The 25554-nt window shown below is 72.4% G+C and carries 19 protein-coding genes; 14 read left to right on the forward strand and 5 right to left on the reverse strand.

The window, feature by feature from the left end; genetic code table 11:
* The first annotated feature begins 199 nt into the window (after positions 1 to 199).
* The 3 genes from AB0472_RS13155 to AB0472_RS13165 all read left to right on the forward strand — a co-directional run bounded on the left by AB0472_RS13155 (position 200) and on the right by AB0472_RS13165 (position 6851).
* Positions 200 to 4993 carry an RNase A-like domain-containing protein gene (locus AB0472_RS13155; protein ID WP_366356033.1) on the forward strand — a complete coding sequence of 1598 codons (4794 nt, stop codon included), beginning with the start codon at positions 200 to 202 and terminating at the stop codon, positions 4991 to 4993.
* 2 nt (positions 4994 to 4995) lie between these two features.
* Positions 4996 to 5673: a hypothetical protein gene (locus tag AB0472_RS13160; protein WP_366356035.1), complete on the forward strand. Its 678-nt coding sequence runs from the start codon at positions 4996 to 4998 to the stop codon at positions 5671 to 5673.
* Between the two features lie 155 nt (positions 5674 to 5828).
* A complete protein-coding gene (locus AB0472_RS13165) occupies positions 5829 to 6851 on the forward strand; it encodes an EamA family transporter (protein ID WP_366356037.1) in 1023 nt (340 codons plus the stop codon).
* Here AB0472_RS13165 and AB0472_RS13170 read toward each other — a convergent pair.
* Both AB0472_RS13170 and AB0472_RS13175 read right to left on the reverse strand, forming a co-directional pair.
* Complete coding sequence (locus tag AB0472_RS13170) at positions 6821 to 7648, reverse strand: TIGR03943 family protein (protein ID WP_366356038.1); 828 nt, start codon at positions 7646 to 7648, stop codon at positions 6821 to 6823. The genes AB0472_RS13165 and AB0472_RS13170 overlap by 31 nt on opposite strands.
* Positions 7645 to 8622 carry a permease gene (locus AB0472_RS13175; RefSeq protein ID WP_366356144.1) on the reverse strand — a complete coding sequence of 326 codons (978 nt, stop codon included), beginning with the start codon at positions 8620 to 8622 and terminating at the stop codon, positions 7645 to 7647. The genes AB0472_RS13170 and AB0472_RS13175 overlap by 4 nt, the downstream gene beginning before the upstream one ends.
* A 379-nt stretch (positions 8623 to 9001) precedes the next feature.
* Here AB0472_RS13175 and AB0472_RS13180 point away from each other — a divergent pair, with 379 nt between their 5' ends.
* The 8 genes from AB0472_RS13180 to AB0472_RS13215 all read left to right on the forward strand — a co-directional run bounded on the left by AB0472_RS13180 (position 9002) and on the right by AB0472_RS13215 (position 19193).
* Positions 9002 to 9796, forward strand: a complete 795-nt coding sequence (locus AB0472_RS13180; protein WP_366356039.1) for a TIGR03084 family metal-binding protein — start codon at positions 9002 to 9004, stop codon at positions 9794 to 9796.
* Positions 9793 to 11490 (forward strand): acyclic terpene utilization AtuA family protein, encoded by a 1698-nt coding sequence (locus AB0472_RS13185; RefSeq protein WP_366356040.1) that lies wholly within the window; start codon positions 9793 to 9795, stop codon positions 11488 to 11490. The genes AB0472_RS13180 and AB0472_RS13185 overlap by 4 nt, the downstream gene beginning before the upstream one ends.
* The gene (locus tag AB0472_RS13190; RefSeq protein WP_366356041.1) at positions 11487 to 13085 is read left to right on the forward strand and encodes a carboxyl transferase domain-containing protein; all 1599 of its coding nucleotides are present in this window, start codon (positions 11487 to 11489) and stop codon (positions 13083 to 13085) included. Before AB0472_RS13185 ends, AB0472_RS13190 begins: the two co-directional genes overlap by 4 nt.
* Before the next feature lie 8 nt (positions 13086 to 13093).
* Positions 13094 to 14935 carry a biotin carboxylase N-terminal domain-containing protein gene (locus tag AB0472_RS13195; protein WP_366356042.1) on the forward strand — a complete coding sequence of 614 codons (1842 nt, stop codon included), beginning with the start codon at positions 13094 to 13096 and terminating at the stop codon, positions 14933 to 14935.
* A gap of 83 nt (positions 14936 to 15018) precedes the next feature.
* Complete coding sequence (locus AB0472_RS13200) at positions 15019 to 16185, forward strand: acyl-CoA dehydrogenase family protein (protein ID WP_366356043.1); 1167 nt, start codon at positions 15019 to 15021, stop codon at positions 16183 to 16185.
* Positions 16186 to 16243: 58 nt separating this feature from the next.
* On the forward strand, positions 16244 to 17839 hold the full coding sequence (locus tag AB0472_RS13205; RefSeq protein WP_366356044.1) for a 4-coumarate--CoA ligase family protein: 1596 nt from the start codon (positions 16244 to 16246) through the stop codon (positions 17837 to 17839).
* Positions 17836 to 18594 carry an enoyl-CoA hydratase family protein gene (locus tag AB0472_RS13210; protein WP_366356046.1) on the forward strand — a complete coding sequence of 253 codons (759 nt, stop codon included), beginning with the start codon at positions 17836 to 17838 and terminating at the stop codon, positions 18592 to 18594. The genes AB0472_RS13205 and AB0472_RS13210 overlap by 4 nt, the downstream gene beginning before the upstream one ends.
* Complete coding sequence (locus tag AB0472_RS13215; protein ID WP_366356048.1) at positions 18582 to 19193, forward strand: TetR/AcrR family transcriptional regulator; 612 nt, start codon at positions 18582 to 18584, stop codon at positions 19191 to 19193. Before AB0472_RS13210 ends, AB0472_RS13215 begins: the two co-directional genes overlap by 13 nt.
* Before the next feature lie 29 nt (positions 19194 to 19222).
* On the opposite strand, the gene AB0472_RS13220 is transcribed toward AB0472_RS13215, so the two are convergent.
* Positions 19223 to 20323 carry a citrate synthase 2 gene (locus AB0472_RS13220; RefSeq protein ID WP_366356049.1) on the reverse strand — a complete coding sequence of 367 codons (1101 nt, stop codon included), beginning with the start codon at positions 20321 to 20323 and terminating at the stop codon, positions 19223 to 19225.
* Between the two features lie 121 nt (positions 20324 to 20444).
* Here AB0472_RS13220 and pdxH point away from each other — a divergent pair, with 121 nt between their 5' ends.
* From pdxH to AB0472_RS13235, 3 genes are all read left to right on the forward strand, one after another.
* Positions 20445 to 21161, forward strand: coding sequence for a pyridoxamine 5'-phosphate oxidase (gene pdxH / locus AB0472_RS13225; protein WP_366356051.1), 717 nt, complete (start codon positions 20445 to 20447; stop codon positions 21159 to 21161).
* 658 nt (positions 21162 to 21819) lie between these two features.
* Entirely contained in the window at positions 21820 to 22266 is a 447-nt protein-coding gene (locus tag AB0472_RS13230; protein ID WP_366356146.1) for a GNAT family N-acetyltransferase, read from the forward strand.
* 114 nt (positions 22267 to 22380) lie between these two features.
* The gene (locus AB0472_RS13235; RefSeq protein WP_366356053.1) at positions 22381 to 23799 is read left to right on the forward strand and encodes a PAS domain-containing protein; all 1419 of its coding nucleotides are present in this window, start codon (positions 22381 to 22383) and stop codon (positions 23797 to 23799) included.
* A gap of 8 nt (positions 23800 to 23807) precedes the next feature.
* Here the strand turns inward: AB0472_RS13235 and AB0472_RS13240 are convergent, their stop codons facing one another.
* The gene (locus AB0472_RS13240; protein ID WP_366356055.1) at positions 23808 to 24704 is read right to left on the reverse strand and encodes an aminoglycoside phosphotransferase family protein; all 897 of its coding nucleotides are present in this window, start codon (positions 24702 to 24704) and stop codon (positions 23808 to 23810) included.
* A 51-nt stretch (positions 24705 to 24755) separates the two neighbouring features.
* Positions 24756 to 25511, reverse strand: a complete 756-nt coding sequence (locus tag AB0472_RS13245; RefSeq protein WP_366356056.1) for an SIS domain-containing protein — start codon at positions 25509 to 25511, stop codon at positions 24756 to 24758.
* Positions 25512 to 25554: the final 43 nt, after the last annotated feature.

Below are 25554 nucleotides of genomic sequence, written 5' to 3' on the forward strand. Positions count from 1 at the left end.
GAGGGACAGTCCTTTGCTGTTCAGACGTCTGTACAGACCCTTCCACCGCCCTCCCGCGGCCGAGCGCCCGCCGGGTGCCTCGTCCGGTGGTCGGCTCGCACGGCGACGCCGTGCCAACGGCTCTCTCGTTCCGCTGGTCGTCGCCACCGCGGTTCTCGGGGGACTGCTGGGTGGCAGCCCCGCACCGACGGCGGCCGCCATGACGAACGTGGCGGACGGCTACGACGGCTTCGACGCCGCGGCCGCCGAGCAACTGCGCCAGGACCAGTGCCTGATGGCCGACGCGCTGCGGCTCGGCGGCACCTCCACGGTGCCGCTGGCACAGAACGCCCTGAACCAGACCGCCGACCAGTTGCACACCGCCGCCAACCGCGAGTACTGGAACGACACACCGCTGTCGACCGCGTTCCAGCAGGACCGGGACACCATCGACGCCGCGAGCGACGTGCTGCCCACCCGGCTCGCGGCCTGGCAGACACCACTCAAGGGCCTGTCCTTCCCCGCCAACTTCGCCACCGACGCCGAGTTCTACTGGCCGCCGGGCGTCCCAGCCACCACGGACAACTTCTTCGACCAGGTGGGCTACGGGAAGTGGCTCGGCGCGCAGTGGTGGAAGACCGAGGGCGACCTCTACAAGGACCCCACCGCGCCGGCCGACGACGCCACCGTCCAGGCCGTGAAGGCTCTGGGCACGCCTCTGTACGGGACCGTCGACCCGTCGCTGCCCACGCCGCAGTGGCAGCAGGCCTACGCCGAGCATCAGGCGTTCGAGCAGCTGGTCAGCGACTACAACGGGACCGGTGCCGACGACGCCCGGATGTTCCTGTCCTCCGGCGGTTTCCCCCGTACCGCAGCCGAACCGGGCAGCCTTGAGTTCCGGATCGCCGTCGAGGACCTGAAGTCCCGGTTCGCGGCCTGCGCCTGGCGCAACCCGATCGACCCGAACAAGGTCCTGGGGCAGGAGGTCGCCACCGCATCGGCGGAGTGGCAGCAGGAACTGGCCGCACAGGCCACCCAGCGCAACCAGATCCTCGACGCGAACACCTCCGCGACCAAGGCGCTCACCACGACCGCGCAGGCGCTCGGTGAGATGCTCGGCCAGTCCTGGATCGCCGACCACCTGGCCCGCTGGCAGGACTACTGGTCCGCCGGGGGCGCCGGCTGGATCGGGGACAGTCCGATGGCCATCCACGTCCACGGATCCTCCGACAAGTGCCTTGAGGTCGGCGGGAATTCGACCGCCAACGCCGCCATCGTGCAGATCTACACCTGCAACGGCAACGCGAACCAGCAGTGGCGGATCTCCGGCGACACGCTGGTCAACGTCAACTCCGGCAAGTGCCTGGTACCGAAGGCCTCCGCGAGCGCGGACGGCACGGCGATGGTGCAGGGGGCCTGCGACGTCAGCAGCACCAGCGCCAACCGGTGGAAGTACAACCCGCACGCCACCACGCCGCTGACGAACCTCGCCAACGGCAAGTGCCTGAACCTGCCGTCCTACACCAACAGCCAGGACGCCACCCTGGCGACCTGCTCCGGCAGCGCCTTCCAGAAGCTGGACCTCGTCCCTGTCGGGCACAACGGCACCGACGACCTCGACTACCCGACCTCGGCCCAGTTCCTCCAGGCCACCAAGGGCATCGCCGCTGCCCAGTCCGCCGCGCAGACCCAGCTCACGCTGATCCAGAAGCAGGCGCAGACCGCCACCTCCGCCGTCACCAGCACCGACACCTCGCTCAACGCTGCCTACGCGATCGCCGACCAGGCGGGCGCGCCACGGGGCCGGGGCCTGCTGGTCGGTCTGCAGAAGGCGCAGGTGACCAAGGCGTCGTCGGCCGCGATCAACGCGATGCAGGCCGCCGCCCAGACCGCGCTCTCGGCGACCAAGGCGTCCGCGGCCGACAGCGCGACCATCGCCGCCCGCGCCGTGACCCAGGGCGCGGCCTCGACAGCGGCGTTCCGCAACGCTGCCGCCGAGGCGGCGAAGGAGCAGGCGAAGGCCGCCGCCGACGCCGCCGCGGTCCAGGCCGGCAACGCCAAGGCCGCCCGCGACACCGCCAAGGCCAAGCTGGCCGTGGCCGTACAGGCGGAGACGGACGCGAAGGCCGCCGCGGCCACCGCGCACGCCCGCCGCCTTGACGCGGAGGCCGAGGAGGCCACCGCCGAGGCGGAGAAGGAGACCGCCGCCCAGAAGCAGGCGGAGGCCGCCGAGCACAAGACCAAAGCCCAGGGCTACGCGAGCCAGGCGGAGGACGCCAAGGACAAGGCCGAAGCGGCCGACGCCACCGCCACCGCGAAGCGGCAGGCCGCGGAGACCGCCTCGGACAACGCGAAGGACCTGCGCGACAAGGCCTGGGACGCCAAGCAGAAGGCGGACGCCGCCCGCGCGAAGTCGTACGCCAAGGAAACCTTCGCCGAGGCACACGAGTCCGACGACCAGGCCCAGTCGTCCCGGCAGGCCGCGGATGCCGCGGACGCCGCCGCCGACGACGCGGAGAGCGCCGCCGACTCGGCCCGCTCGGAGGCGGACGCGGCCACCCAGGCCGCGGCCGACGCGGACGCAGCCGCCACCCGCGCGGAGGCCGCCGCCAAGCGGGCCCACGCCGACGCCGACGCCGCCCAGTCCGCCAAGGAGGACGCGGACGCCGCCGTCGCCACCGCGACCAGCGCCGCCGCCGACGCCATCGCCGCTTCCAGGACGGCGGCCACCGCCGCGAGCGCCGCGGTGAAACTCGCCGACGAGGCGGAGGGGCACGCAGCCGACGCCAAGGCACAGGCCGACGCGGCCAACACGGCCGCCCAGACCGCGATCGCCGGCGCCAACGTCGCCACCGGCCACGCCTACGCCGCCTCCCAGGCCGCCGTCGACGCCGGCAACGCCGCCCGCCAGGTGGCCGCCCCCGCCAACGACGCCGTCCAGCTCGGCGCCCCCTATGTCACCACCGACTCCGCCGCCGGCCTCGCCGTCCTGACCGGGCAGTCCAGCAGGACGATCGCCGAGCAGCAGCAGGCCGTCGCGGAGGCCCACGCCCAGAACGCCCAGGAAGCCGCCGCCCAGGCGACGAGCACCGCCAACGCGGCCACCGGCGACGCAAAGGCCGCGTACACCCTCGCCGCCGAAGCCGCCGGATACGCAGCCGACGCCCGCGCCTCCGCGAAGCAGGCCCTGGACTACTCCGCCGAAGCGGCCGGATACGCCTCGCAGGCCGCCCAGTCCCTCGCCCGCACCATCGCCTACGACAAGCAGGCCACCGACGACGCCAAGGCCGCCGACGACGCCGCCGGCCGCGCCGACGGCTATGCCGCGCAGGCCCGCGACTCCGCGGACGCCGCCGCCCTCGACGCCCAGGCCGCCCGCGATGCCGCCAGTCAGGCGGAACAGGCGGCCGAGGACGCCCGGGCCGCCGCCAAGGACGCCGACGCCCAGGCCACCGCGGCGGAAGAAGCCGCCAAGGACGCCCAGAAGTACGCCGAATCCGCCCAGCAGGCGGCCACGGAGGCGGCCAACGCGCAGGCCAACCAGCAGGTCGGCGCCGGTGCGGGAACGGGCATCGGCGGCACCTTCTACGTCGTCGACAAGGACACCATCAACGTCACGGACGTCAAGCAGGACAAGCCCTGCGAGATCCCACCGGGCTTCGGCACCAGTTGCACGGTGACCTTCACCTACACGTTCGACGTCTCGGTCGACTTCTACCTGTGCGTCAACCCCGACGTACCCGCGACCGCGGCCGGCTGCCCGGACGAGGACACCCTGTTCCTCAAGACCGAGCGGCTCAAGGGCCTGACGAAGGACGACACCAAGACCTTCACCCAGCTCGACATCCTCAAGGGCCTGCTGAACACCTACCAGACCATCGGCAAGGAGATCCTGGTCCAGGACTTCGTGGACTGCTGGCACGGCAGTGCCGGCGGCTGCGCCTGGGCCGCCTCCAACTTCATCCCCGGCAAGACTCTGGAGAAGATCGCCGAGGGGTTCCGGGCTCTCGACGCGGCGATGCAGGCCGGCACCGGCATCCGGGACGCGTTCGACGCCCTGAAGGTCATCGACGGCCTCGACCCCTCGACGCTGAAGCACATCGAGGACGCCGTCGACGAACTCGAAGACGTCATCTCGGTCTGCACCAAGGACAGCTTTCCTGCGAGCACGGGCGTGGTGCTGGCCGACGGCTCCGTGAAGAGCATCCGAGCGGTCCGCAGCGGCGACCTCCTTCGCACCACGGATCCGGTCACCGGCCGGACCGTCACCGAACCGGTGATCTCCACCCACCGGCACGACACCTCCGCACTCACGGACGTCACCGTCGGCGGCGCGCTGGTCACCAGCACCACAGGCCACCGCTTCTACGTCGAGGGCCGTGGCTGGACTGCGGTGTCGGACCTGCGCGTCGGGGATCTGCTCCGCGCTTCCGACGGTTCGCTCAGCCCGGTGACCGCCCTGCGCGAGCACGGCGTCCTCGCGCCCCGCGATGTGTACGACCTCACCGTCCAGGGCACGCACACCTTCTACGTCCGTGCCGACGGATCCCGGTCCCGGGACGTCCTCGTCCACAACTGCACCGACATCATCGGGGACGAGGGGCTGGGGGGCGCACACACCCTCAGGGACCACGTCGAAAAGTCGGACCAGCAGATGTTGGACAAGGCGAATGCCGAGACGAAGGGCGTCGCCACCCGGTGGACCGACGAGGCGACGGCTGCCGAAGCGGTCAACAAGGCCGTCACCGCCTGGACGGAGAAGAACGCCGTTCAGCTCCAGAACTGGGTGACGAGGCAGGCACAGCGGATGGGGAAGAAACAACTGCTGGAGCCGAAGTCGTTCACCTGGGACGTCCGGGACATGGGCCCCTCGCTGGGCAAGGTCTGGGTACGTGGCGGTTCTCTCGCGGGGGAGGCGGCCGGGACCAAGGTGGTCGTCACTCTGAAATACGTTGGTAAGGTCCAGGGCCACTCGGAGAAGTGGGTCGTCTACACCGCGTACCCGGAGGGGTGATCATGACGGCGGAATTCGGGCTCTCCTGGCTGTCCATGCAGTGCGACGGCCTGGAGCAGACCCTGACCGTGGCGGAACTGGACTGCCTCGTGGAAAGCGGCCCCAGGACCTCCCTGCTCATGATCGCTGCCCGTTCGGTGACCGACCTTCCTGCGCCGCGCCACACCTTGCTCGGCCGGGACGTACGACGGCTGCTGGAGTCGCCTCTCGACGACACAGTGCTGCGCACGGTGTGGGCCGGAGGCACGGACAGTGCCTTCGATCCCGCATGGAACGAGGAGAGCATGCGGGACTGGCTGGCCGGGATCCAGGCGGCGTGGCTGGACGCCGAACGGCTGACGGACCCGGGCTTCGTCCCGCCTCCGCCGGCGTCGGCGCCTGACCCGGGTCTGCGCGCGGCGGTCCTGGAAACCATCGACGGCGTGGCGCCCAGGCTGGCGGCCGCGACGGAGAACCGCGTCTGGCGTCCAGCGCTCACAGGCCTGGTGGCCGCTCTGACCGAGGTGGTCGAGAGCGTCGACGAGGACCTGGGTTTCCGGCTCTTCCTCCGGGTGCTGAAGGCTTCGGCCCTGCCCGTGGACCCGCGTGAGCACCAGGTGTGCCTCGCGGTCGGCGAACGGTTCGGCTACCCGGACCTGGTCGACGAAGGCTACCTCCACGTCGTTCCGGCCGTGCCCTAGGTACGGCTCGCGGCAAGGCGCGGGGCCCCGGTACGGCAACCAGCCGTACCGGGGCCCCGCGCTTGACGCGCCGACATCTCACCATCCAGGACAGCCCCATAAGGGGTTCACGCGCCTGTCGAAGTCCATTACCCTGGACTGAGAAGTGCACCGTAATGAACAGCTACCCTCCTGGACCGCCCGTGACCACCTCACAGCCGACGCCGACGTCCACGCCCGCCGCCACCGGTGTCCCGGGCCGGCTCGGCGCGCTCGGTCCCGTCGGGCTGGTCCTGGCAGGCGGGATCTCCGTGCAGTTCGGCGGCGCCCTCGCGGTGACCCTGATGCCCCGGGCCGGCGCGCTCGGCGTGGTGACCCTGCGGCTCCTCGCGGCCGCGGTGATCCTGCTCGTGGTCTGCCGGCCACGGCTGCGCGGCCACTCCCGCACCGACTGGGGCACGGTGATCGTCTTCGGCATCACCATGGGCGCGATGAACGGTCTCTTCTACGAGGCCGTCGACCGCATCCCGCTGGGCCTCGCCGTCACCCTCGAAGTGCTCGGGCCGCTCGCCCTGTCCGTGCTGGCCTCCCGGCGCCTGATCAACGCCCTCTGGGCGGGACTGGCGCTGGGCGGTGTCTTCCTGCTCGGCGGCGGCGACTTCAGCGGCCTCGACCCCGTGGGTGTGGGCCTGGCCCTGGGCGCCGGCGCCATGTGGGCCACCTACATCATCTTCAGCGCCCGTACCGGCCGCCGCTTTCCGCAGGCCGACGGTCTGGCCCTGGCCATGGCGGTCGCGGCCCTGTTGTTCCTCCCGCTCGGCGTCGTCGGGGCCGGCGGCAGACTCCTGGACCCGACCACCGTCGCCCTGGGCTCGTCGGTCGCGGTCCTCTCCTCGGTCCTGCCCTACACCCTCGAACTCCTCGCCCTGCGCCGCCTTCCCGCCCACACCTTCGCCGTCCTCATGAGCCTGGAGCCCGCCATCGCCGCCACCGCCGGGTTCCTCGTCCTCGGCCAGGCCCTGTCGGCCACCCAGGCGGCCGCCGTCGCCCTCGTCATCGCGGCGAGCATCGGCGCGGTCCGCTCCCAGGTGGGACGCGGCCGGCCGGCGGCAGGCGGCCCGCAGCAGGACCCGGTGGCCGCGGTCCTGCCGGAGCCGGTGGCGAGCGCTCAGCCGGAGGGGAACGGCAGCGCGTCCTGATAGCCGTTCGACGGCCGCTGGATCTTCTTCACGGTCTGCGCGTCCAGCGCGACCGGCGCCGACTTCGTGCCCAGCTTCCCGCCCGGATGCCAGTTCCCGGTGACGGACACCCAGGTGTCGGCGGGCGGGATGCTGTCGCTGTAGATCCGCACCTTCACGGACTGCGCGTCGGCCGCGCAGCAGGAGATGATGATCCGGGTCAGGTCCCAGGACCCGCCCCCGGTCACGGGCGTGACCAGCCCGCTCATCTCCACGGTGCGCGCCCTGATGGCCAGCGAGCGGTCCTGCTGCACCCGCGTGGTGAAGTCCGTCAGCGTGATGGGCAGCGGCGACGTCCTCGGCAGCGGCTCGAAGTCGTCCTGCTCCGCGACGACCTTGGCGGGCTGCCGGGACGCGGTGTACGCGCCGAGCGCCGGCGGGGCGTAGAAGAGCAGACTCAGCGCCGGGAGCAGGAGCAGCCAGGCGACCCGGGGGACGGCCGAGTGGTCGTGCCCATGCCGCTGTTCCGGCTCGCTGTGTGATCCGGCGACATGTGCGGGCGCATCATGTGTGTCGGCTCCGTGCGCGGGTGCGTCGTGTGCGTGGCCATCCTGTCTGCGCTGCCCCCTGCGTCCTGTCCGTCCCTCCCGTGCCGCCGCCTCCACGATGCCCAGCGCCAGCAGCACGACCCCCGACGCGATCAGCAGCGGCCGCATCCCGGGCTTGACGTAGCGCAGGCACAGGTCGGTGAAGAGGGAGGCGTGCAGCAGGCCGAGGCCGCTGAGGACCAGCAGGGTGACCTGAAGCGGACGTCTCACAGCAGCACCCCTCCGACCAGCACACTGCACAGGACCGCGACCACCGTCGTGGCGGCCGAGAAGCGGGCCGCGAAGGCCCGCCCGAACGTGCCCGCCTGCAGAGCGATCAGCTTGAGGTCCACCATGGGCCCGACCACCATGAACGCCAGCCGCGCGGTGGGCGAGAAACCGGTGAGCGACGACGCCACGAACGCGTCCGCCTCGGAGCACACCGCGAGGATGACCGCCAGCGCGGCCAGGAACAGCACCGACAGCCAGGGCGAACCGGAGAAGGTGTCGAGGACCGAGCGCGGCACGGCCACGTTGAAGGTGGCCGCGGCCATGGCGCCGACCACCAGGAAACCGCCGGCCTGGAGGAAGTCGTGCTGGAAGCCGCGCCGGAACTCCGTCCAGCGGCTGTGCCCGGGCTGGTGCCCGGTGTGCCGTACGGCGGGCCGCAGCCACTCCTCCCGCCCCAGCCAGAGCCACAGCCACCCCATCACGGCCGCGGTGACCAGCGAGGCGACCAGCCGGGCCAGCACCATGAGCGGGGTGCCGGGGAAGGCGATGGCGGTGGCGGTCAGCACCACCGGGTTGATGGCGGGCGCGGAGAGCAGGAACGCGAAGGCGGCGGCCGGGGTGACCCCGCGCCCGATCAGGCTGCCGGCCACCGGCACCGACGCGCACTCGCACCCCGGCAGCACGACCCCGGCGATCCCGGCGACCGGCACGGCCAGCGCCGGCCGCTTGGGCAGCAGCCGCGTGAACACCCGCTCGGGCACGAACGCGTTGATCGCCCCCGACAGTGCCGTACCGAGCAGCAGGAACGGTGTCGCCTGCACGATCACGGCCAGGCACACCGTCTGCCAGGCCTGCAGCGCGGCCTTGCTGACGCCCTGGCCCACGAGGAAGAGGGCGGTACCGGGCAGGACGGCGGCGGCCACGAGGAGCAGGGGCCAGAAGCGGGGCGGTTCGCGTCGGGGCGGATCCTCGATGCCCGCGTCACCCGGGCCCGCCGGGGAGCCCGTCGGGTGGCCGGCGGTCCCGGCCTCCGGGGACGCCACGCCGGCCCTCGGCCGCGCCCCTACCGCGAGTTCATCGGTCCTCCGCACGCCCCGCACGCCTCACACATCACTCCATCGCCCTGTGTTCGCATCGAACATAGGGCATGCCGGTCCCCCTGCCGCGACGGTTTGAGCCAAGGATTGCCCCAGGGCGACCCCGGAGGTCGCCAAGGAGCGCCGCCCCGGGGCGGCGGTCACGTGTACCGGACCGCGGCCGCCCCGCGGTGGCGGTCACGTGCTCCGGTCGCGGCTCCCCCAAATTCATGCAAGCGTGCTTGATTGTTTCTGGGGGCGCTGCCATGCTCCCCCCATGTCCGATCCGACGCCCGTCATCGACGACCTGCGTGAGGAAAGTGCGGAACTCGACCGGCTGGTAGCCGGGTTGGGAGCCGAGCAGTGGGCTCTCGCCACCCCCGCACCCCGCTGGACCGTCGCCCACCAGATCGCGCACCTCGCCTGGACCGACCACTCCTCGCTGCTGGCCGTGACCGACCAGGACGCCTTCTCCCGCGAGGTCGAGAAGGCGCTGGCCCAGCCCGGGGACTTCGTGGACAACGGGGCCGAGGAAGGCGCCGCCAAGCCCGCCGCCCGGTTGCTGGCGGACTGGCGGGCCGGACGCGAGGCCCTCGACCAGGCACTGCGCGCGGCGCCCGCACGGGCGCGTTTCCCCTGGTACGGCCCCCCTATGTCGGTCGCCTCCATGGCCACCGCCCGGCTGATGGAGACCTGGGCGCACGGCCTCGACATCGCCGACGCGCTGGGCGTGACCCGTACCCCCACCGACCGGCTCCGGCACATCGCCCGGCTCGGCGTCCGCACCCGGGACTTCGCCTTCGGCGTGCACGGACAGCCCGTGCCCTTCGAGGAGTTCCGCGTCGAACTGACCGCCCCCTCCGGCGAGCTGTGGGCGTACGGTCCCGAGGACGCCGACGACCGCGTCACCGGCGCCGCGCTCGACTTCTGCCTCCTGGTCACCCAGCGCGCCCACCGCGCCGACCTCGCACTCGAAGCCACCGGCCCGGACGCCGACCGCTGGCTGGACGTCGCCCAGGCCTTCGCGGGCCCGCCGGGTACCGGCCGCGCCCCGAAGGGCGGCACTCCGTGACCCTGCGCATAGGCAATGCCTCCGGCTTCTACGGCGACCGCTTCGACGCGCTGCGCGAGATGCTCACCGGCGGCGAACTCGACGTCCTCACCGGCGACTACCTGGCCGAGCTGACCATGCTCATCCTCGGCCGCGACCGCCTGAAGGACCCCGGCGCCGGATACGCCCGCACCTTCCTGCGCCAGCTGGAGGACTGCCTGGGCCTGGCCCACGAGCGGGGCGTGCGGATCGTCACCAACGCCGGCGGCCTCAACCCGGCCGGACTCGCCGACGCCGTACGGGGGCTGGCCGACCGGCTCGGCATACCCGTGCGCGTCGCACATGTGGAGGGCGACGACCTCACCGCCGCCCACCCCGGCAGCCTCGCCGCCCACGCCTACCTCGGCGGGTTCGGGATCGCCGCGTGCCTGCGGGCCGGCGCCGACATCGTGGTCACCGGCCGGGTCACCGACGCGGCCCTGGTCACCGGCCCCGCCGCCGCCCACTTCGGCTGGGGCCCGGGGGAGTACGACCGGCTCGCGGGCGCGGTCGTCGCCGGGCACGTCCTGGAGTGCGGGACCCAGGCCACCGGCGGCAACTACGCCTTCTTCGCCGAGGCGGCGACCGCGGGCCGGGACCTGCGCCGCCCCGGCTTCCCGCTCGCCGAACTCGACGAGGACGGCGGCTGCGTCATCACCAAGCACCCCGGCACCGGCGGCCTCGTCGACGTCGGCACGGTGACCGCCCAGCTCCTCTACGAGACCGGCGGAGCACGCTACGCGGGCCCCGACGTCACCGCCCGGCTGGACAGTGTCCGGCTGAGCCAGGACGGCCCGGACCGGGTGCGGATCGAGGGCGTCCGGGGCGAGGCGCCGCCGCCCACCCTCAAGGTCGGCCGCAACCGGCTGGGCGGCTTCCGCAACGAGGTCGTCTTCGTGCTCACCGGGCTCGACATCGAGGCGAAGGCCGCCCTGGTGCGCGAGCAGATGACCGACGCGTTCGCGCTCGCCAAGTCACCGCCCGCCGGGATCCGCTGGGAACTGGTCCGCACCGACCGCCCCGACGCGGACACCGAGGAGACGGCCGGCGCGCTGCTCCGGCTCGTCGTACGGGACCGGGACCAGGAGACCGTCGGCCGGGCGCTGACCGGAGCCGCCGTGGAACTCGCGCTCGCCAGCTACCCCGGTTTCCATGTGCTCGCCCCACCGGGAAAGGGCGCGCCCTATGGGGTCTTCGAGGATGTGTACGTCCCCCATGGCGAGGTGCCCCATGTGGCCGTCCTCCATGACGGGCGACGGATCCCCGTGCCGCCGGCCCAGGACACCCTTGTACTCCAGGACCCGCCCGAGCCACCGCTGCCGGAGCCGTACCCGGCCGGCGGTCCCACCCGGCGGGCGCCCCTCGGGCTCGTCGCCGGGGCCCGCAGCGGGGACAAGGGCGGGAACGCCAACGTCGGCGTCTGGGTGCGCTCGGACGAGGCGTGGTGCTGGCTCGCGCACACCCTGACCGTCGACGCCTTCCGCCGCCTGCTGCCCGAGACGGCCGGGTTGCCGGTCACCCGGCACCTCCTCCCCAACCTCCGCGCCCTCAACTTCACCGTCGAGGGCCTGCTCGGCGAGGGGGTGGCCGCCCAGCACCGTTTCGACCCCCAGGCCAAGGCCCTCGGCGAATGGCTCCGCTCCCGCCACCTGGACATCCCGGAGGCCCTGCTGTGACGGTCATCGAGACCACCCTCGACCCCCGCACCCCCGACCACCGGGCCAACCGCGAGGCCATGCTCGCCAAGCTCGCCGACCTGGAGGCCGAGCACGCCAAGGCCCTCGCGGGCGGCGGCCCGAAGTACGTCGAACGCCACCGGGGGCGCGGCAAGCTCCTGGCCCGCGAGCGCATCGAACTCCTCCTCGACCCCGACACCCCCTTCCTGGAGCTGTCCCCGCTGGCCGCCTGGGGCAGCGAGTATGCCGTCGGCGCCTCGCTGGTCACCGGCATCGGGATCGTCGAGGGCGTGGAGTGCCTGATCACCGCCAACGACCCGACCGTGCGCGGCGGGGCCAGCAACCCCTGGTCGCTCAAGAAGGCGCTGCGCGCCAACGACATCGCCCTCGCCAACCGGCTGCCCTGCATCAGCCTGGTCGAGTCCGGCGGCGCCGACCTGCCCTCGCAGAAGGAGATCTTCATCCCGGGCGGCGCCATCTTCCGCGACCTCACCCGCCTCTCGGCCGCCGGCATCCCCACCGTCGCCGTCGTCTTCGGCAACTCGACCGCAGGCGGCGCCTACATCCCCGGCATGTCCGACCACGTGATCATGGTCAAGGAGCGCGCGAAGGTCTTCCTCGGCGGACCGCCCCTGGTGAAGATGGCCACCGGCGAGGAGAGCGACGACGAGTCGCTGGGCGGCGCCGAGATGCACGCGCGCGTGTCGGGCCTCGCCGACTACTTCGCCGTCGACGAACCCGACGCGCTCCGCCAGGCCCGCCGCGTGGTGGCCCGCCTCAACCACCGCAAGGCCCACCCCGACCCCGGCCCCGCCGCACCGCCCAAGTACGCGGCCGACGAACTGCTCGGCATCGTCCCCGGCGACCTGAAGATCCCCTTCGACCCCCGCGAGGTGATCGCCCGCCTGGTCGACGCCTCCGACTTCGACGAGTTCAAGCCGCTGTACGGCACCAGCCTCGCCACCGGCTGGGCGAGCCTGCACGGCTACCCGGTCGGCATCCTGGCCAACGCGCAGGGCGTGCTGTTCAGCCAGGAGTCCCAGAAGGCCGCCCAGTTCATCCAGCTCGCCAACCAGCGCGACATCCCCCTCCTCTTCCTCCACAACACCACCGGCTACATGGTCGGCAAGGAGTACGAGCAGGGCGGCATCATCAAGCACGGCGCCATGATGATCAACGCGGTCAGCAACAGCCGCGTCCCGCACCTCTCCGTCCTCATGGGCGCCTCCTACGGCGCCGGGCACTACGGGATGTGCGGCCGCGCCTACGACCCCCGCTTCCTGTTCGCCTGGCCCAGCGCCAAGTCCGCCGTCATGGGTCCCCAGCAGCTCGCCGGCGTGCTCTCGATCGTCGCCCGCCAGTCGGCGGTCGCGAAGGGCCAGCCGTACGACGAGGACGGCGACGCGGCCCTGCGCGCCATGGTCGAGCAGCAGATCGAGTCCGAGTCGCTGCCCAAGTTCCTGTCCGGGCGGCTGTACGACGACGGCGTCATCGACCCGCGCGACACCCGCACCGTCCTCGGCCTGTGCCTGTCCGCCATCCACACCGCCCCCTACGAAGGCGCACGCGGCGGCTTCGGCGTCTTCCGGATGTGAGGGACCACGTGATCTCGACCCTGCTCGTCGCCAACCGCGGCGAGATCGCCTGCCGGATCTTCCGCACCTGCGCCGAACTCGGCATCAGGACCGTCGCCGTGCACTCCGACGCCGACGAGAACGCCCTCCACGCGCGCGTGGCCGACACGGCCGTACGGCTGCCGGGCTCGACACCCGCCGACACCTACCTGCGCGCCGACCTGGTGGTGAAGGCCGCCGTGAGCGCCGGCGCGGACGCCGTGCACCCCGGATACGGCTTCCTCTCCGAGAACGCCGACTTCGCGCGCGCCGTCCTCGACGCCGGCCTGGTCTGGATCGGCCCGCCGCCGGAGGCGATCGAGGCGATGGCGTCCAAGACCCGCGCCAAGGAACTGATGGGCATCGCTCCCTTGGGCGAGGTGACCGAGTCCGACCTGCCCGTGCTGGTCAAGGCGGCCGCCGGCGGCGGCGGGCGCGGCATGCGCGTCGTGCGCAGCCTCGACGACCTGGCCGCCGCGCTGGAGGGCGCACGCGCCGAGGCCGCGAGTGCCTTCGGCGACGGCGAGGTCTTCGTCGAGCCCTACCTCGAGCGCGGCCGCCACGTGGAGGTGCAGATCCTCGCCGACGCCCACGGCACGGTCTGGCCGCTCGGCACCCGCGACTGCTCACTCCAGCGCAGGCACCAGAAGGTCATCGAGGAGGCACCGGCACCCGGCCTCCCCGAAGGGCTGGTGAAGGAGCTGCACGCGCTGGCCGTACGCGCCGCCCGCTCCGTCGCCTACGTCGGCGCGGGCACCGTCGAGTTCCTCGTCGCCGACGGCCGGGCGCACTTCCTGGAGATGAACACCCGCCTCCAGGTCGAACACCCCGTCACCGAGGCCGTCTTCGGCCTCGACCTGGTCGCCGAACAGATCCGCGTCGCCGAGGGGCACCCCCTCACCCTCGACCCGCCGCACGCGCGCGGCCACGCGATCGAGGCCCGCCTCTACGCCGAGGACCCCGCCCGCGACTGGGCCCCGCAGACCGGCACCCTGCACCGCCTCGCCGTACCGGCCGGCGTCCGCCTGGACACCGGTTACACCGACGGCGACGAGATCGGCGTCCACTACGACGCCATGCTCGCGAAGGCCGTCGCCCACGCCCCCACCCGCGCGGAGGCCCTCCGCAAACTCGCCCACGCCCTCGAACAGGCCACCGTGCACGGCCCCACCACCAACCGTGACCTCCTCGTCCGCTCCCTGCGGCACGAGGAGTTCACGACGGCCCGGATGGACACCGGCTTCTACGACCGCCACCTCACCGAACTGACGGCACCCGCCCCCGACCCGCACGCCCCCCTCGCCGCCGCCCTCGCCGACGCCCACGGCCGCTCCCGCTTCGGCGGCTGGCGCAACCTGCCCTCCCAGCCCCAGACCAAGCGCTACCTGATGGCGGGCGAGGAACACGAGGCCCACTACCGGCACACCCGCGAGGGACTCACGGCGGACGGCGTACGGGTCGTGCACGCCGACGCGCGTCTCGTCGTACTCGACATCGACGGCGTACACCGCAAGTTCGAGGTGACGAGCTACGGCGACCGGATCCACGTCAACAACACCTCCCTCACCGCCCTGCCCCGCTTTGCCGATGCCAAGGCTCAGTTGGCACCGGGTTCGCTGCTGGCCCCGATGCCGGGGACGGTCGTACGGATCGCGGACGGCCTGGAGGCGGGCGCGCCGGTCGAGGCCGGCCAGCCCCTCCTCTGGCTGGAGGCGATGAAGATGCAGCACCAGATCACCGCACCGGTCACCGGCACGCTGAGCGAACTGCGGGCCGCGGTCGGCCAACAAGTAGAGCCCGGCTCTCTACTGGCGGTAGTGCAAGCAACCTAGGGGCGCTGGGGGTCCCCCCGGCCGAAGGCTGGGGGAGGAACTGCGCGACCAGCCACGACAGACCCGCACCCGAAGGAGCCACCTTGACCGCCCAGATCGAGACAGACGAACACAAGGCACTCCGCGCAGCGGTAGCCGCCCTCGGCACGAAGTACGGCCGCGACTACATCACCCGGACCGTCGCCGAAGGCCGCCACCCCACCGAACTCTGGAACGAGGCCGGAAAGCTCGGCTACCTCGGCGTCAACCTCCCGGAGGAGCACGGCGGCGGAGGCGGCGGCATCGCCGAACTCTCCATCGTCCTGGAGGAACTGGGCGCCGCGGGCTCCCCGCTCCTCATGCTCGTCGTCTCGCCCGCGATCTGCGGCACGGTGATCGCCCGCTTCGGCACCGAGGAACAGAAACGGACCTGGCTCCCCGGCCTCTCCGACGGCTCCCGCCTCATGGCCTTCGGCATCACCGAACCCGACGCCGGCTCCAACTCCCACCGCATCACCACCACCGCCCGCCGCGACCCGGCGAGCGGCGACTGGCTCCTCACCGGCCGCAAGGTCTTCATCTCCGGCGTCGACATGGCCGACGCCGTCCTGATCGTCGGCCGCACCGAGGACGCCCGCACCGGCCGCCTCAAGCCCTGCCTGTTCATCGTCCCCACGGACGCCGAGGGCTTCCACAAGCGCCCCATCGACATGGAACTGAACGCCGCCGAGAAGCAGTTCGAGCTGACCCTGGACGACGTACGGCTGCCCGCCGACGCGCTCGTCGGCGACGAGGACGCCGGCCTGCTGCAGCTGTTCGCCGGACTCAACCCCGAACGGATCATGACCGCCGCGTTCGCGATCGGCATGGGCCGCTACGCACTCTCCAGGGCGATCGAGTACGCACGCGACCGCACCGTCTGGAAGGCCCCCATCGGCGCGCACCAGGCCATCGCCCACCCGCTCGCCCAGGCCCACATCGACCTCGAACTCGCCCGCCTGATGATGCAGAAGGCCGCCCACCTCTACGACGCGGGCGACGACATCGGCGCAGGCGAGGCCGCCAACATGGCCAAGTACGCGGCAGGCGAGGCCTGCGTGCGGGCCGTCGACCAGGCCGTGCACACCCTCGGCGGCAACGGACTCACCCGGGAATTCGGGCTCGCCTCGTTGATAACGGCCGCACGCGTGGCTCGTATTGCTCCGGTGAGCAGGGAGATGATTCTCAACTACGTCTCCCACCAGACCCTCGGCCTGCCCAAGTCGTACTGAGGTCGCACGCAGGCCGAACCGAGGCCGTGACGAGGCCAGAGGCCGCCTTGGAGGAACCGTGTTCCGCAGTGAGTACGCAGACGTTCCACCCGTAGAACTCCCCATCCACGAGGCCGTCCTCGGCCACGCCGCCGCATTCGGCGACACACCCGCCCTGATCGACGGCACCGACGGCACCACCCTCACGTACGCCCAACTGGACCGGTTCCACCGGCGGATCGCGGCCGCGTTCGCCGACGCCGGCGTCCGCAAGGGCGACGTCATCGCCCTGCACAGCCCCAACACGGTCGCCTTCCCGACCGCGTTCTACGCGGCCACGCGCGCGGGCGCCTCCGTCACCACCGTGCACCCGCTCGCCACGCCCGAGGAGTTCGCCAAACAGCTCAGGGACTCCGCGGCCCGCTGGATCGTCACCGTCTCACCGCTCCTGGCAGCCGCCCGCCGGGCCGCCGAACTCGCTGGCGGCATAGCGGAGATATTCGTCTGCGACAGCGCACCCGGCCACCGCTCCCTGATGGACATGCTGACCGGCGAAGCCCCCGAGCCCGAGGTCGACATCGACCCCGTCGAGGACGTCGCCGCCCTGCCCTACTCCTCCGGCACCACCGGCGTCCCCAAGGGCGTGATGCTCACCCACCGGCAGATCGCCACCAACCTCGCCCAGCTCGAACCCGCCGTCCCGGCCGGCCCCGGCGACCGCATCCTCGCCGTCCTCCCCCTCTTCCACATCTACGGCCTCACCGCCCTCATGAACGCACCACTGCGCAAGGGCGCCACCGTCGTCGTCCTGCCCCGCTTCGACCTGGAGACCTTCCTCGCGGCCATCCAGAACCACCGCATCACCGGCCTGTACGTCGCCCCGCCGATCGTCCTCGCCCTCGCCAAGCACCCCGCCGTCGCCGCGTACGACCTGTCCTCCCTGAAGTACGTCATGAGCGCCGCCGCCCCCCTGGACGCCCGCCTCGCCGCCGCCTGCTCCGAGCGCCTCGGCCTGCCGCCGGTCGCCCAGGCCTACGGCATGACGGAACTCTCGCCCGGCACCCACGTCACCCCGCTCGACGCCCTGGACCAGGCACCGCCCGGCACCGTCGGCAAGCTCATCGCCGGCACCGAGATGCGGATCGTCTCCCTCGACGACCCGCACAAGGACATCGGCACCGGCGAACCCGGCGAGATCCTCATCCGCGGCCCCCAGGTCATGAAGGGCTACCTCGGCCGCCCCGACGCCACCGCCGACATGATCGACACCGACGGCTGGCTGCACACCGGGGACGTCGGCCACGTCGACGCCGACGGCTGGCTCTTCGTCGTCGACCGGGTGAAGGAACTCATCAAGTACAAGGGCTTCCAGGTGGCCCCCGCCGAACTGGAGGCCCTCCTGCTCACCCACCCGGGCATCGCCGACGCCGCCGTCGTCGGCGCCTACAACGAGGACGGCAACGAGATCCCGCACGCCTTCGTCGTCCGCCAGCCCACCGCAGGCGACCTCACCGAGAACGAGACCATGCTGTACGTCGCCGAACACGTCGCGCCCTACAAGCGCGTCCGCAAGGTCACCTTCATCGCCGGAGTGCCCCGCGCGGCCTCCGGGAAGATACTCCGCCGCGAACTGCGCACCCTCGCGAAGACCGCGGAACCCGAGGAGCGCCCATGACGCCGACCGGAACGCCGACCGGAACCTCCGTCGGACGCACACACACGCGTGCCGTCACCACCCTCAGCCTCGACGCCACCGCCACCCGCAACGCCCTGTCCGCCACCCTCGTCGCCGAACTCGCCGAGGCCCTCACCGACTGCACCAAGGACCCCGACGTCCGCGCCGTCGTCCTCACCCACACCGGTACCACCTTCAGCGCCGGCGCCGACCTGCGCGACCCGCCCGACCCCGACGCCCTCGTGGGCCTCCTGCGCCAGATCGTCGAACTGCCCAAACCCGTCGTCGCCCGCGTCACCGGCCACGTCCGCGCCGGCGGCCTCGGCCTCCTCGCCGCCTGCGACATCGCCGCCGCCTCCACCGACTCCACCTTCGCCTTCACCGAGGTACGCATCGGCGTCGCCCCCGCGGTGATCTCCCTGTCCCTCCTTCCGCGCACCGACCCCCGCGCCCTCGCCCGCTACTACCTCACCGGCGAACGCTTCGGCCCCACCGACGCCGTCCACCTCGGCCTCCTCACCACCACGGCCGACGACGTCGACACCGCCCTCGAACCCGTCCTCGACGGCCTGCGCCGCTCCGCCCCCCACGCCCTGGCCGAGACGAAACAGCTGCTCACGGCTAGGGTGCTGGAGACATTCGACCGGGACGCGGCTACCCTCACCGCACTCTCGGCCCGGCTGTTCTCCTCCGACCAGGCCCGCGAGGGGATGACGGCCTTCCTCGAACGACGGGACGCAGCGTGGGTGGTGTGAACACGGGGGCGGGCACGGCGGAACGCGCCCCCAAACAGGACCGCAGCCGGGCCACCCGGCAGCGGCTCCTGGAGGCCGCCGTCGCCTGCCTCGCCGAACACGGCTGGACCGGCTCCACGGTCGCCGTCGTCGCCGAACGCGCCGGCGTCTCCCGCGGCGCCGCCCAGCACCACTTCCCGACCCGCGAGGACCTCTTCACCGCCGCCGTCGAATACGTCGCCGAAGAACGCTCCACGGCCCTGCGCGCCCTGTTCCCGCAGGGCGCGGCCGACGACCGCGAAGCAGTCGTCTCCGCCCTCGTCGACCTCTACACCGGCCCCCTCTTCCGCGCCGCCCTCCACCTCTGGGTCGCCGCCTCCAACGAGGACCAGCTCCGCCCCCGCGTCACCGAACTGGAAGCCCGCGTAGGCCGCGAGACCCATCGCATCGCCGTCGACCTCCTCGCCGCCGACGAATCCCACCCCGGCACCCGGGAGACCGTCCAGGGGCTCCTCGACATGGCGAGAGGCCTGGGCCTCGCCAACCTCCTCACGGACGACAGGACGAGGCGGGAGCGAGTGGTGACGCAGTGGGCGGCACTGCTGGACGAGGTCCTCTGAGCATCGGGGCGCGCAGCGCCACAGCCCCTCTAATGGGCGATATCCCCGTACCCCTCGATGTCCTGCGGCCTCCGCACCCCCGGCCCCACATACTCCGCCGACGGCCGCACCAACCGCCCCGTCCGCTTCTGCTCAAGAATGTGCGCCGACCACCCCGCCGTCCGCGCACACGTGAACATCGACGTGAACATGTGCGCCGGCACCTCCGCGAAGTCCAGCATGATCGCCGCCCAGAACTCCACATTGGTGGCGAGCACACGATCCGGCCGCCGATTGTGGAGCTCCTCCAGCGCCGCCTTCTCCAGCGCCTCCGCGATCTCGAACCGCGGCGCACCCAGCTCCCGCGCCGTCCGCCGCAGCACCCGCGCCCGCGGATCCTCCGCCCGGTACACCCGGTGCCCGAACCCCATCAGCCGCTCACCCCGGTCCAGCGCCCGCCTCACGTACCCCACCGCGTCCCCGGTCCGCTCGATCTCCTCGATCATCCCGAGCACCCGCGACGGTGCACCCCCGTGCAACGGCCCCGACATGGCCCCCACCGCACCCGACAGCGCCGCGGCGACATCCGCACCGGTCGAGGCGATCACCCGCGCCGTGAACGTGGACGCGTTCATCCCGTGCTCGGCGGCCGAGGTCCAGTAGGCGTCCACGGCCGCCACGTGCTTCGGATCCGGCTCCCCACGCCACCGGATCATGAACCGCTCGACCACCGAGTGCGCCTTGTCGATCTCCCGCTGCGGCACCATCGCCAGCCCCTGCCCGCGCGCGGACTGGGCCACGTACGACAGCGCCATGACCGCGGCCCGCGCCAGATCGTCCCGGGCCTGCTCGGCGTCGATGTCCAGCAGCGGCTTCAGCCCCCACACCGGCGCGAGCATCGCGAGCGCCGACTGCACGTCCACCCGGATGTCACCCGAATGGACGGGGATCGGGAACGGCTCGGCCGGCGGCAGCCCCGGATTGAAGGCCCCGTCCACCAGCAGCCCCCACACGTTCCCGAACGAGACGTGCCCGACCAGATCCTCGATGTCGACGCCCCGGTACCGCAGGGCGCCGCCCTCCTTGTCCGGTTCGGCGATCTCCGTCTCGAACGCGACGACTCCTTCGAGCCCAGGCACGAAGTCGGACATGGGGCGGCTCCTCATGGGTGTAGGCGGAGGCAACTGCACCATAACCCCGAGTGCCACAGTTGGGGACCCCAGCGGCACTCAGTGCCACGATAGGTGTGCGTCACATGTGCCCCGTACCCATATGCGCATACGGCAGGATGACCGCGTGACCGATCGCGACGCCGCCGCCACCGACGAACCCGTCCTCGACCCCGCCGCGATGCGCAAGCACTACCGGGCCGAGGGATTCGAGGAGCACGACCTGGCCGCCCACCCCATGGACCAGTTCACCCGCTGGTTCGAACAGGCCGCGCGGGCCGCCGCCGACGGCATGATCTACGAACCCAACGCGATGGTCCTCGCCACCGCCGACGCCGAGGGCCGCCCCAGCTCCCGCACGGTCCTGATGAAGCAGTACGACACCCGCGGCTTCGTCTTCTACACCAACTACGACTCCCGCAAGGCCCGGGACCTCGCCGCGAACCCGTACGTCTCGCTGGTCTTCCCCTGGCACGCCATCGCCCGCCAGGTCGTCGTCGCCGGCACCGCCCGCCGCACCGGCCGCGACGAGACCGCCGCCTACTTCCGCACCCGCCCGCACGGCTCCCAGCTCGGCGCCTGGGCCAGCACCCAGTCCACGGTCATCTACTCCCGCGCCGAACTCGACGCCTCCTACGCGGAGCTCAGCGCCCGCTACCCCGAGGGCGAACAGGTCCCGGTCCCCCCGCACTGGGGCGGCTTCCGCATCGCCCCCCAGACCGTCGAGTTCTGGCAGGGCCGCCAGAACCGCCTCCACGACCGTCTCCGCTACGTCGCCGACCCCGCCGGCACCTGGCACGTGGAACGCCTCAGCCCCTGAGGCCCCCCGCGGGCCGTCCATACGGCCGAAAACGCAGACGACCCGCGAGCTCGGGTCCCTCCGCCATACGGCGAAGAAGCCGGCCGGACGTACCGGCGAGCTCGCGGGTCGGGTGACTGCATTGGATTGGGCCGGCTGCGTGTTTCGAGCACACGCTGGTCCGGCACCGCACATCGTGTGGTGGCGAGCCGCTAGCCCGCAGCCACCTCGCGCGTCCGGGTTTCACTCATGTACCCGATCACCTCCTTTCGGCGTACGGCCACACTAAGAAGCTCCTCGGACGGACTCAACTGTTTTTTTGGAGATGCTTGCGGGGGCGCCTCCAGCTGGGCGCTGTGGCCGTACCCGTCGCCTCGCTGCAGCAGCCGCGGATTCCGGTGCGGGACATTGAGACGGCCTTGCGGCGTGGCGAGGCTGTGCTGCCCCCCGGCCCGGACGGAAATGCGTCCGGGCCGCGTACCCGCCCACCTTCCCGAGGGGACGACGGCACGGACGAGGTCCCCTGTGACCTACCCGAAATGCTGCTTGGTACGGGAGCGCTGCCAGGAGAGACATTCGGCAGCCGGCTGTCGGTGCGGATCAGTACCCGCGAGGCACACCGGCCCGGCATCACCCGGTCCTGGTCAGTAGCGTTCCGTGCATGACAAAGCGATGGGTGATGTCCCGTGGGTTGCGGATCGGGCTCGTGGACGGTGCTGGTGGGGGGTTGGAGGAGTGGCGGTATGTGCACAACGTCGTGGTGCCGCCGGCCGCCATGTCGGCGGGGGAGGCGCGGGAGCGGCTGGTGCGGGGCTATCGGCTGGAGAACGCGTACGACGGGGACGTGCTCGTGGGGTGTTCGACCGTGCGGCCTGTCGTCGGTGGGGTGGGGACGGTGATCGCGCGGGTGCTGCCGGAGTTCCGGCGGCGGGGCTTCGGGACGGCGCTGTACGAGCACGTGCTCGGGTACGCGCGCGGGCAGGGTGCCGAGGTCGTCGAGACGTGTGTGCTGGGTGTCAACGAGGACGGGGTGCGGTTCGCCCGGCGGCACGGGTTCGTCGAGGTGGAGCGGTACGTGCTCGACGGGGAGAGCGACGAGTGGGTGGATCTGCGGCTCGTGCTGTGAGGCGGTGGCGGGCGGCGGGTTGCAACGATTCCTTCAATCTTGCGGGAACACAGTGTGGGCTGCGTCACGTTCGAGTTGAATGAAGGGCAGTGAGTGAGCCTGATGGGGGTCCAGGTGAGTGCTTCCCGGCGTAGTGGGGCCACGGACGAGCTGGGGCCCGACGAGCCCGAGCCGGAGCGGGATGCTCCGGAGGACTCGGGCGGGTCCGACCTGCTCGCGGCGCTGCTCGACGGCATGGACGCGGCACTGTGTGCCTTCGACGCGGACGGTTTCGTCACCCACTGGAACCGTGAGGCCGAGCGGATCCTGGGGTGGACGGCGGGCGAGGCGGTGGGCCGGCACGGGTTCGCCGGGTGGGCGGTGCGTGAGGCGGACGCGGACGAGGTCGAGGGGCGGCTGTTGTCCGCCATGCATGCTCCGGGGCGCCAGGTGCACGAGTTCGCGCTGCTCACGAAGGACGGCGGGCGGGTGCTCGTGCGGACGCAGTCGGCGGCCGTACGGGGGCCGGACGGGAAGCCCGCGGGGGTGTACTGCGCGTTCAGCGAGGTGCACGCGCAGATCGACCTGGAGCGGTCGATCGCGCTGAGCGAGGCGCTGTTCGAGGACGCTGCCTGGGGTGTGGTGGTCGTGGACGCGGATCTGCGGCCGGCCGTCGTCAACGCGTATGCCGCGCGGGCGCTCGGTATCGGGCGTACGTCGGCGCTGGGGCGGCCGCTGGGGGAGTTGCTGGCACTGGGTGTGGAGGACCTGGAGAGCGCGCTGACGCACGTGCTGGCCGAGGGGGCGCCGCCGGCGCCGGCCGAGATGTGGGTGAGCGTGCGGACGGCGGAGGGCGAGCAGCGGCGCTGCTGGCGGTCGGGGTTCCTGCGGCTGGCGTCGCCGCTGGCGGAGGAGCCGGTGCCGCTCGGGGTCGGCTGGCTGTTCGTGGACGTCACGGAGGCCAGGCAGGCCGAGCAGGAGGCGGCGATGCTGCGCTTCCGGGCCAACCAGCTGCATCGTGCGGCCCGTGCGGCCGCGGAGTGCGAGGACCCGGCGGAGGCGGCGACGGTCCATCTGGACTTCGCGCTGGCCGGGTTCGCCGATCATGCGGTGATCGACCGGGTGGTGGGCGGTTCGCGGGCCGACGGGGAGGTGGGGCCGGTGCGGCTGGTGCGGATCGCGGCCACGCCGTCGGGGGCGCCGGGGCCGAGCATGCTGACGGGCGCGGCGGGGCTGCCGGTGCGCTACGAGGAGGGGCATCCGGCGTTGCAGTGCGTGGCGCGGGCCGGGAGTGTGCGGGCGGACGCCGGTTCGGTGCCGCTGGACCGGGCGCGGGCCTGGGCGCTGGACCGGCAGTGGCCCGGGGACGCGGTGCATGCGTTGTGCGCGGTGCTGCGCAGCCGGGGCCGGACGCTGGGCGTCGTGACGTTCCTGCGCGGGGCGGGCCGCAGCCGCTTCGAGCGCGCGGACGCGACGTACGCCGAGGACGTGGCCGTACGCATCGCCACCGCGCTGGATCTCGCCCACCTCGCGAAGGACCGTCCCGCGGGCTGAGCCTGCCGTCAGAGGGCCTTCAGGACACGGTCGAGGGCCGCGCGGCCCACGGGCCCCCAGTGCGGTTTGCCACCGGGCAGGCCCCGGTCTCCGTTTTGGCCCATGAGCATCAGGAAGAGGCTCTTCATCGCGGCCAGTCCGCGGGCGCGCCGGATCGCCGCCTCGTCCGCACGGGCGTAGGCGTCGAAGAACCGTGCGGCCGTGCCGGCGGGCAGCAGTACCCATGCGGCGGCGAGGTCCCATGCCGGATCACCGGCGGACAGGGCACCGAAGTCGACGATGCCCGAGAGCGTTCCGTCCGAGACGACGACGTTCGCGGGATGGAGGTCGCCGTGCACCCACGTGGGTGGTCCCTGCCACGCCCGGGCGGTGACGGCGTCGTCCCAGACGGCCCGGATGCCGGCGGCGGTGTCGCGGGGGGCGACGGCGCGGAGGAGGTTCTCGAAGCCGTCCGAGTGGTTCCCGGGACGGTCACCGCGGTCCGTGGCGACCGGGGCGTCGGCGGGCGCCGGCGCGTGGAGGGCCCGGAGGAAGTCCGCCAGTGTGTCGGCCGCGTGGGTGCCGCGGCTGATCGAGTCGTGGTCCAGCGGCTCGCCGGGAACCCACGTCATCACGGTCCAGTGCTTGGGGAAGCGCTCCGACGGTTCGCCGAACCGCACCGGGGTCGGCACCGGGAGGGGCAGCCGCGGGGCCAGCACGGGCAGCCACCGCCGCTCGTTGAGCTGGAGTTCCGGGGTGGGGTCCATGCGCTGCATGCGCACGGCCAGTTCGTCCCCGAGCCGCCACATCTGGTTGCCCCAGCCGCCCGCGACCTCGCGGACGGCCAGGTCCGCGAGGTCGGGATGCTGTTCCCGCAGCAGGTCGCGGACCAGGTCCGCGCTGATCTCGATCTCGGTTCCGGTCATGTGGGGTCACGGTAGCGAGGCGCGCGGCAAAGCGGTGGCCGTTGCCGGGCTTCAGTGCTGGTAGAAGATCCGGTCGTGGTACTGCTCGAAGACGCGGGCGTTCCACTCGTGGCCGCCGTCGACGTTGCCGGAGCGCAGCAGCGGGGGTTCGGTGCCGCGGTCGGCGAGGGTGGCGGCGGTGGTGGCCAGAACCGCCTGGAGCAGGGCGCTGGTGACGACGGTGGAGGCGGGCGCGAAGGGCGCCGGGATGGTGTCGAGGGTGAGTTCGGCGTCGCCTACGGCGATCTTCGAGTCGAGGACGATGTCGCAGTGGTCCTTGAGGTAGGTGCCGGAGGCGTGCCGGGAGGTGGTCTCGGTGGCGTACGCGACCGATGTCACGCCGATGACCTTGGCGCCGCGGTCGCGGGCGCTGACGGCCATCTCGACGGGCAGCGCGTTGCGGCCGGAGAGGGAGATGATCACGAGGGCGTCGCCGGCGCGCAGGGGTGAGGTGTCGAGGACGGCGGTGGCGAGTCCGTCGACGCGTTCGAGGCGGGAGCCGAGGGTGGCGGGCATGACGTCGACGCCGACGAGGCCGGGGGCGGCAAGGAGGTTCATGAGGGCGAGGCCGCCGGCGCGGTAGACGACGTCCTGGGCGGCGAGGGAGGAGTGCCCGGCGCCGAAGGCGAAGAGGCGGCCGCCGGCGGTGACGGTGTCGGCGAGGAGGACGCCGGCGGCGGCGATGGTCTCGGCCTCCTCGTCGCGGACCCGTTGCAGGAGGCCGATGGCGGCGTCGAAGAACAGGTCGGCGGGTGTGCCGTCGCTCATGCGGTGCCCCTTCGCGGCGTCAGCGTCAGCGTGTGTGTCGCGG

The sequence above is a fragment of the Streptomyces sp. NPDC086777 genome, from assembly GCF_040702065.1.
GTDB lineage: Bacteria > Actinomycetota > Actinomycetes > Streptomycetales > Streptomycetaceae > Streptomyces.

Excerpts from the sequence above, each read along its gene's own strand:
- AB0472_RS13180 (WP_366356039.1), top strand. The coding sequence starts at position 9,002 with ATGTCCGATCCGACGCCCGTCATCGACGACCTGCGTGAGGAAAGTGCG.
- AB0472_RS13165 (WP_366356037.1), top strand. The coding sequence starts at position 5,829 with ATGAACAGCTACCCTCCTGGACCGCCCGTGACCACCTCACAGCCGACG.
- AB0472_RS13230 (WP_366356146.1), top strand. The coding sequence starts at position 21,820 with ATGTCCCGTGGGTTGCGGATCGGGCTCGTGGACGGTGCTGGTGGGGGG.
- AB0472_RS13210 (WP_366356046.1), top strand. The coding sequence starts at position 17,836 with ATGACGCCGACCGGAACGCCGACCGGAACCTCCGTCGGACGCACACAC.
- AB0472_RS13155 (WP_366356033.1), top strand. The coding sequence starts at position 200 with ATGACGAACGTGGCGGACGGCTACGACGGCTTCGACGCCGCGGCCGCC.
- AB0472_RS13240 (WP_366356055.1), bottom strand. The coding sequence starts at position 24,704 with ATGACCGGAACCGAGATCGAGATCAGCGCGGACCTGGTCCGCGACCTG.
- AB0472_RS13220 (WP_366356049.1), bottom strand. The coding sequence starts at position 20,323 with ATGTCCGACTTCGTGCCTGGGCTCGAAGGAGTCGTCGCGTTCGAGACG.
- pdxH (WP_366356051.1), top strand. The coding sequence starts at position 20,445 with ATGCGCATACGGCAGGATGACCGCGTGACCGATCGCGACGCCGCCGCC.
- AB0472_RS13245 (WP_366356056.1), bottom strand. The coding sequence starts at position 25,511 with ATGAGCGACGGCACACCCGCCGACCTGTTCTTCGACGCCGCCATCGGC.
- AB0472_RS13160 (WP_366356035.1), top strand. The coding sequence starts at position 4,996 with ATGACGGCGGAATTCGGGCTCTCCTGGCTGTCCATGCAGTGCGACGGC.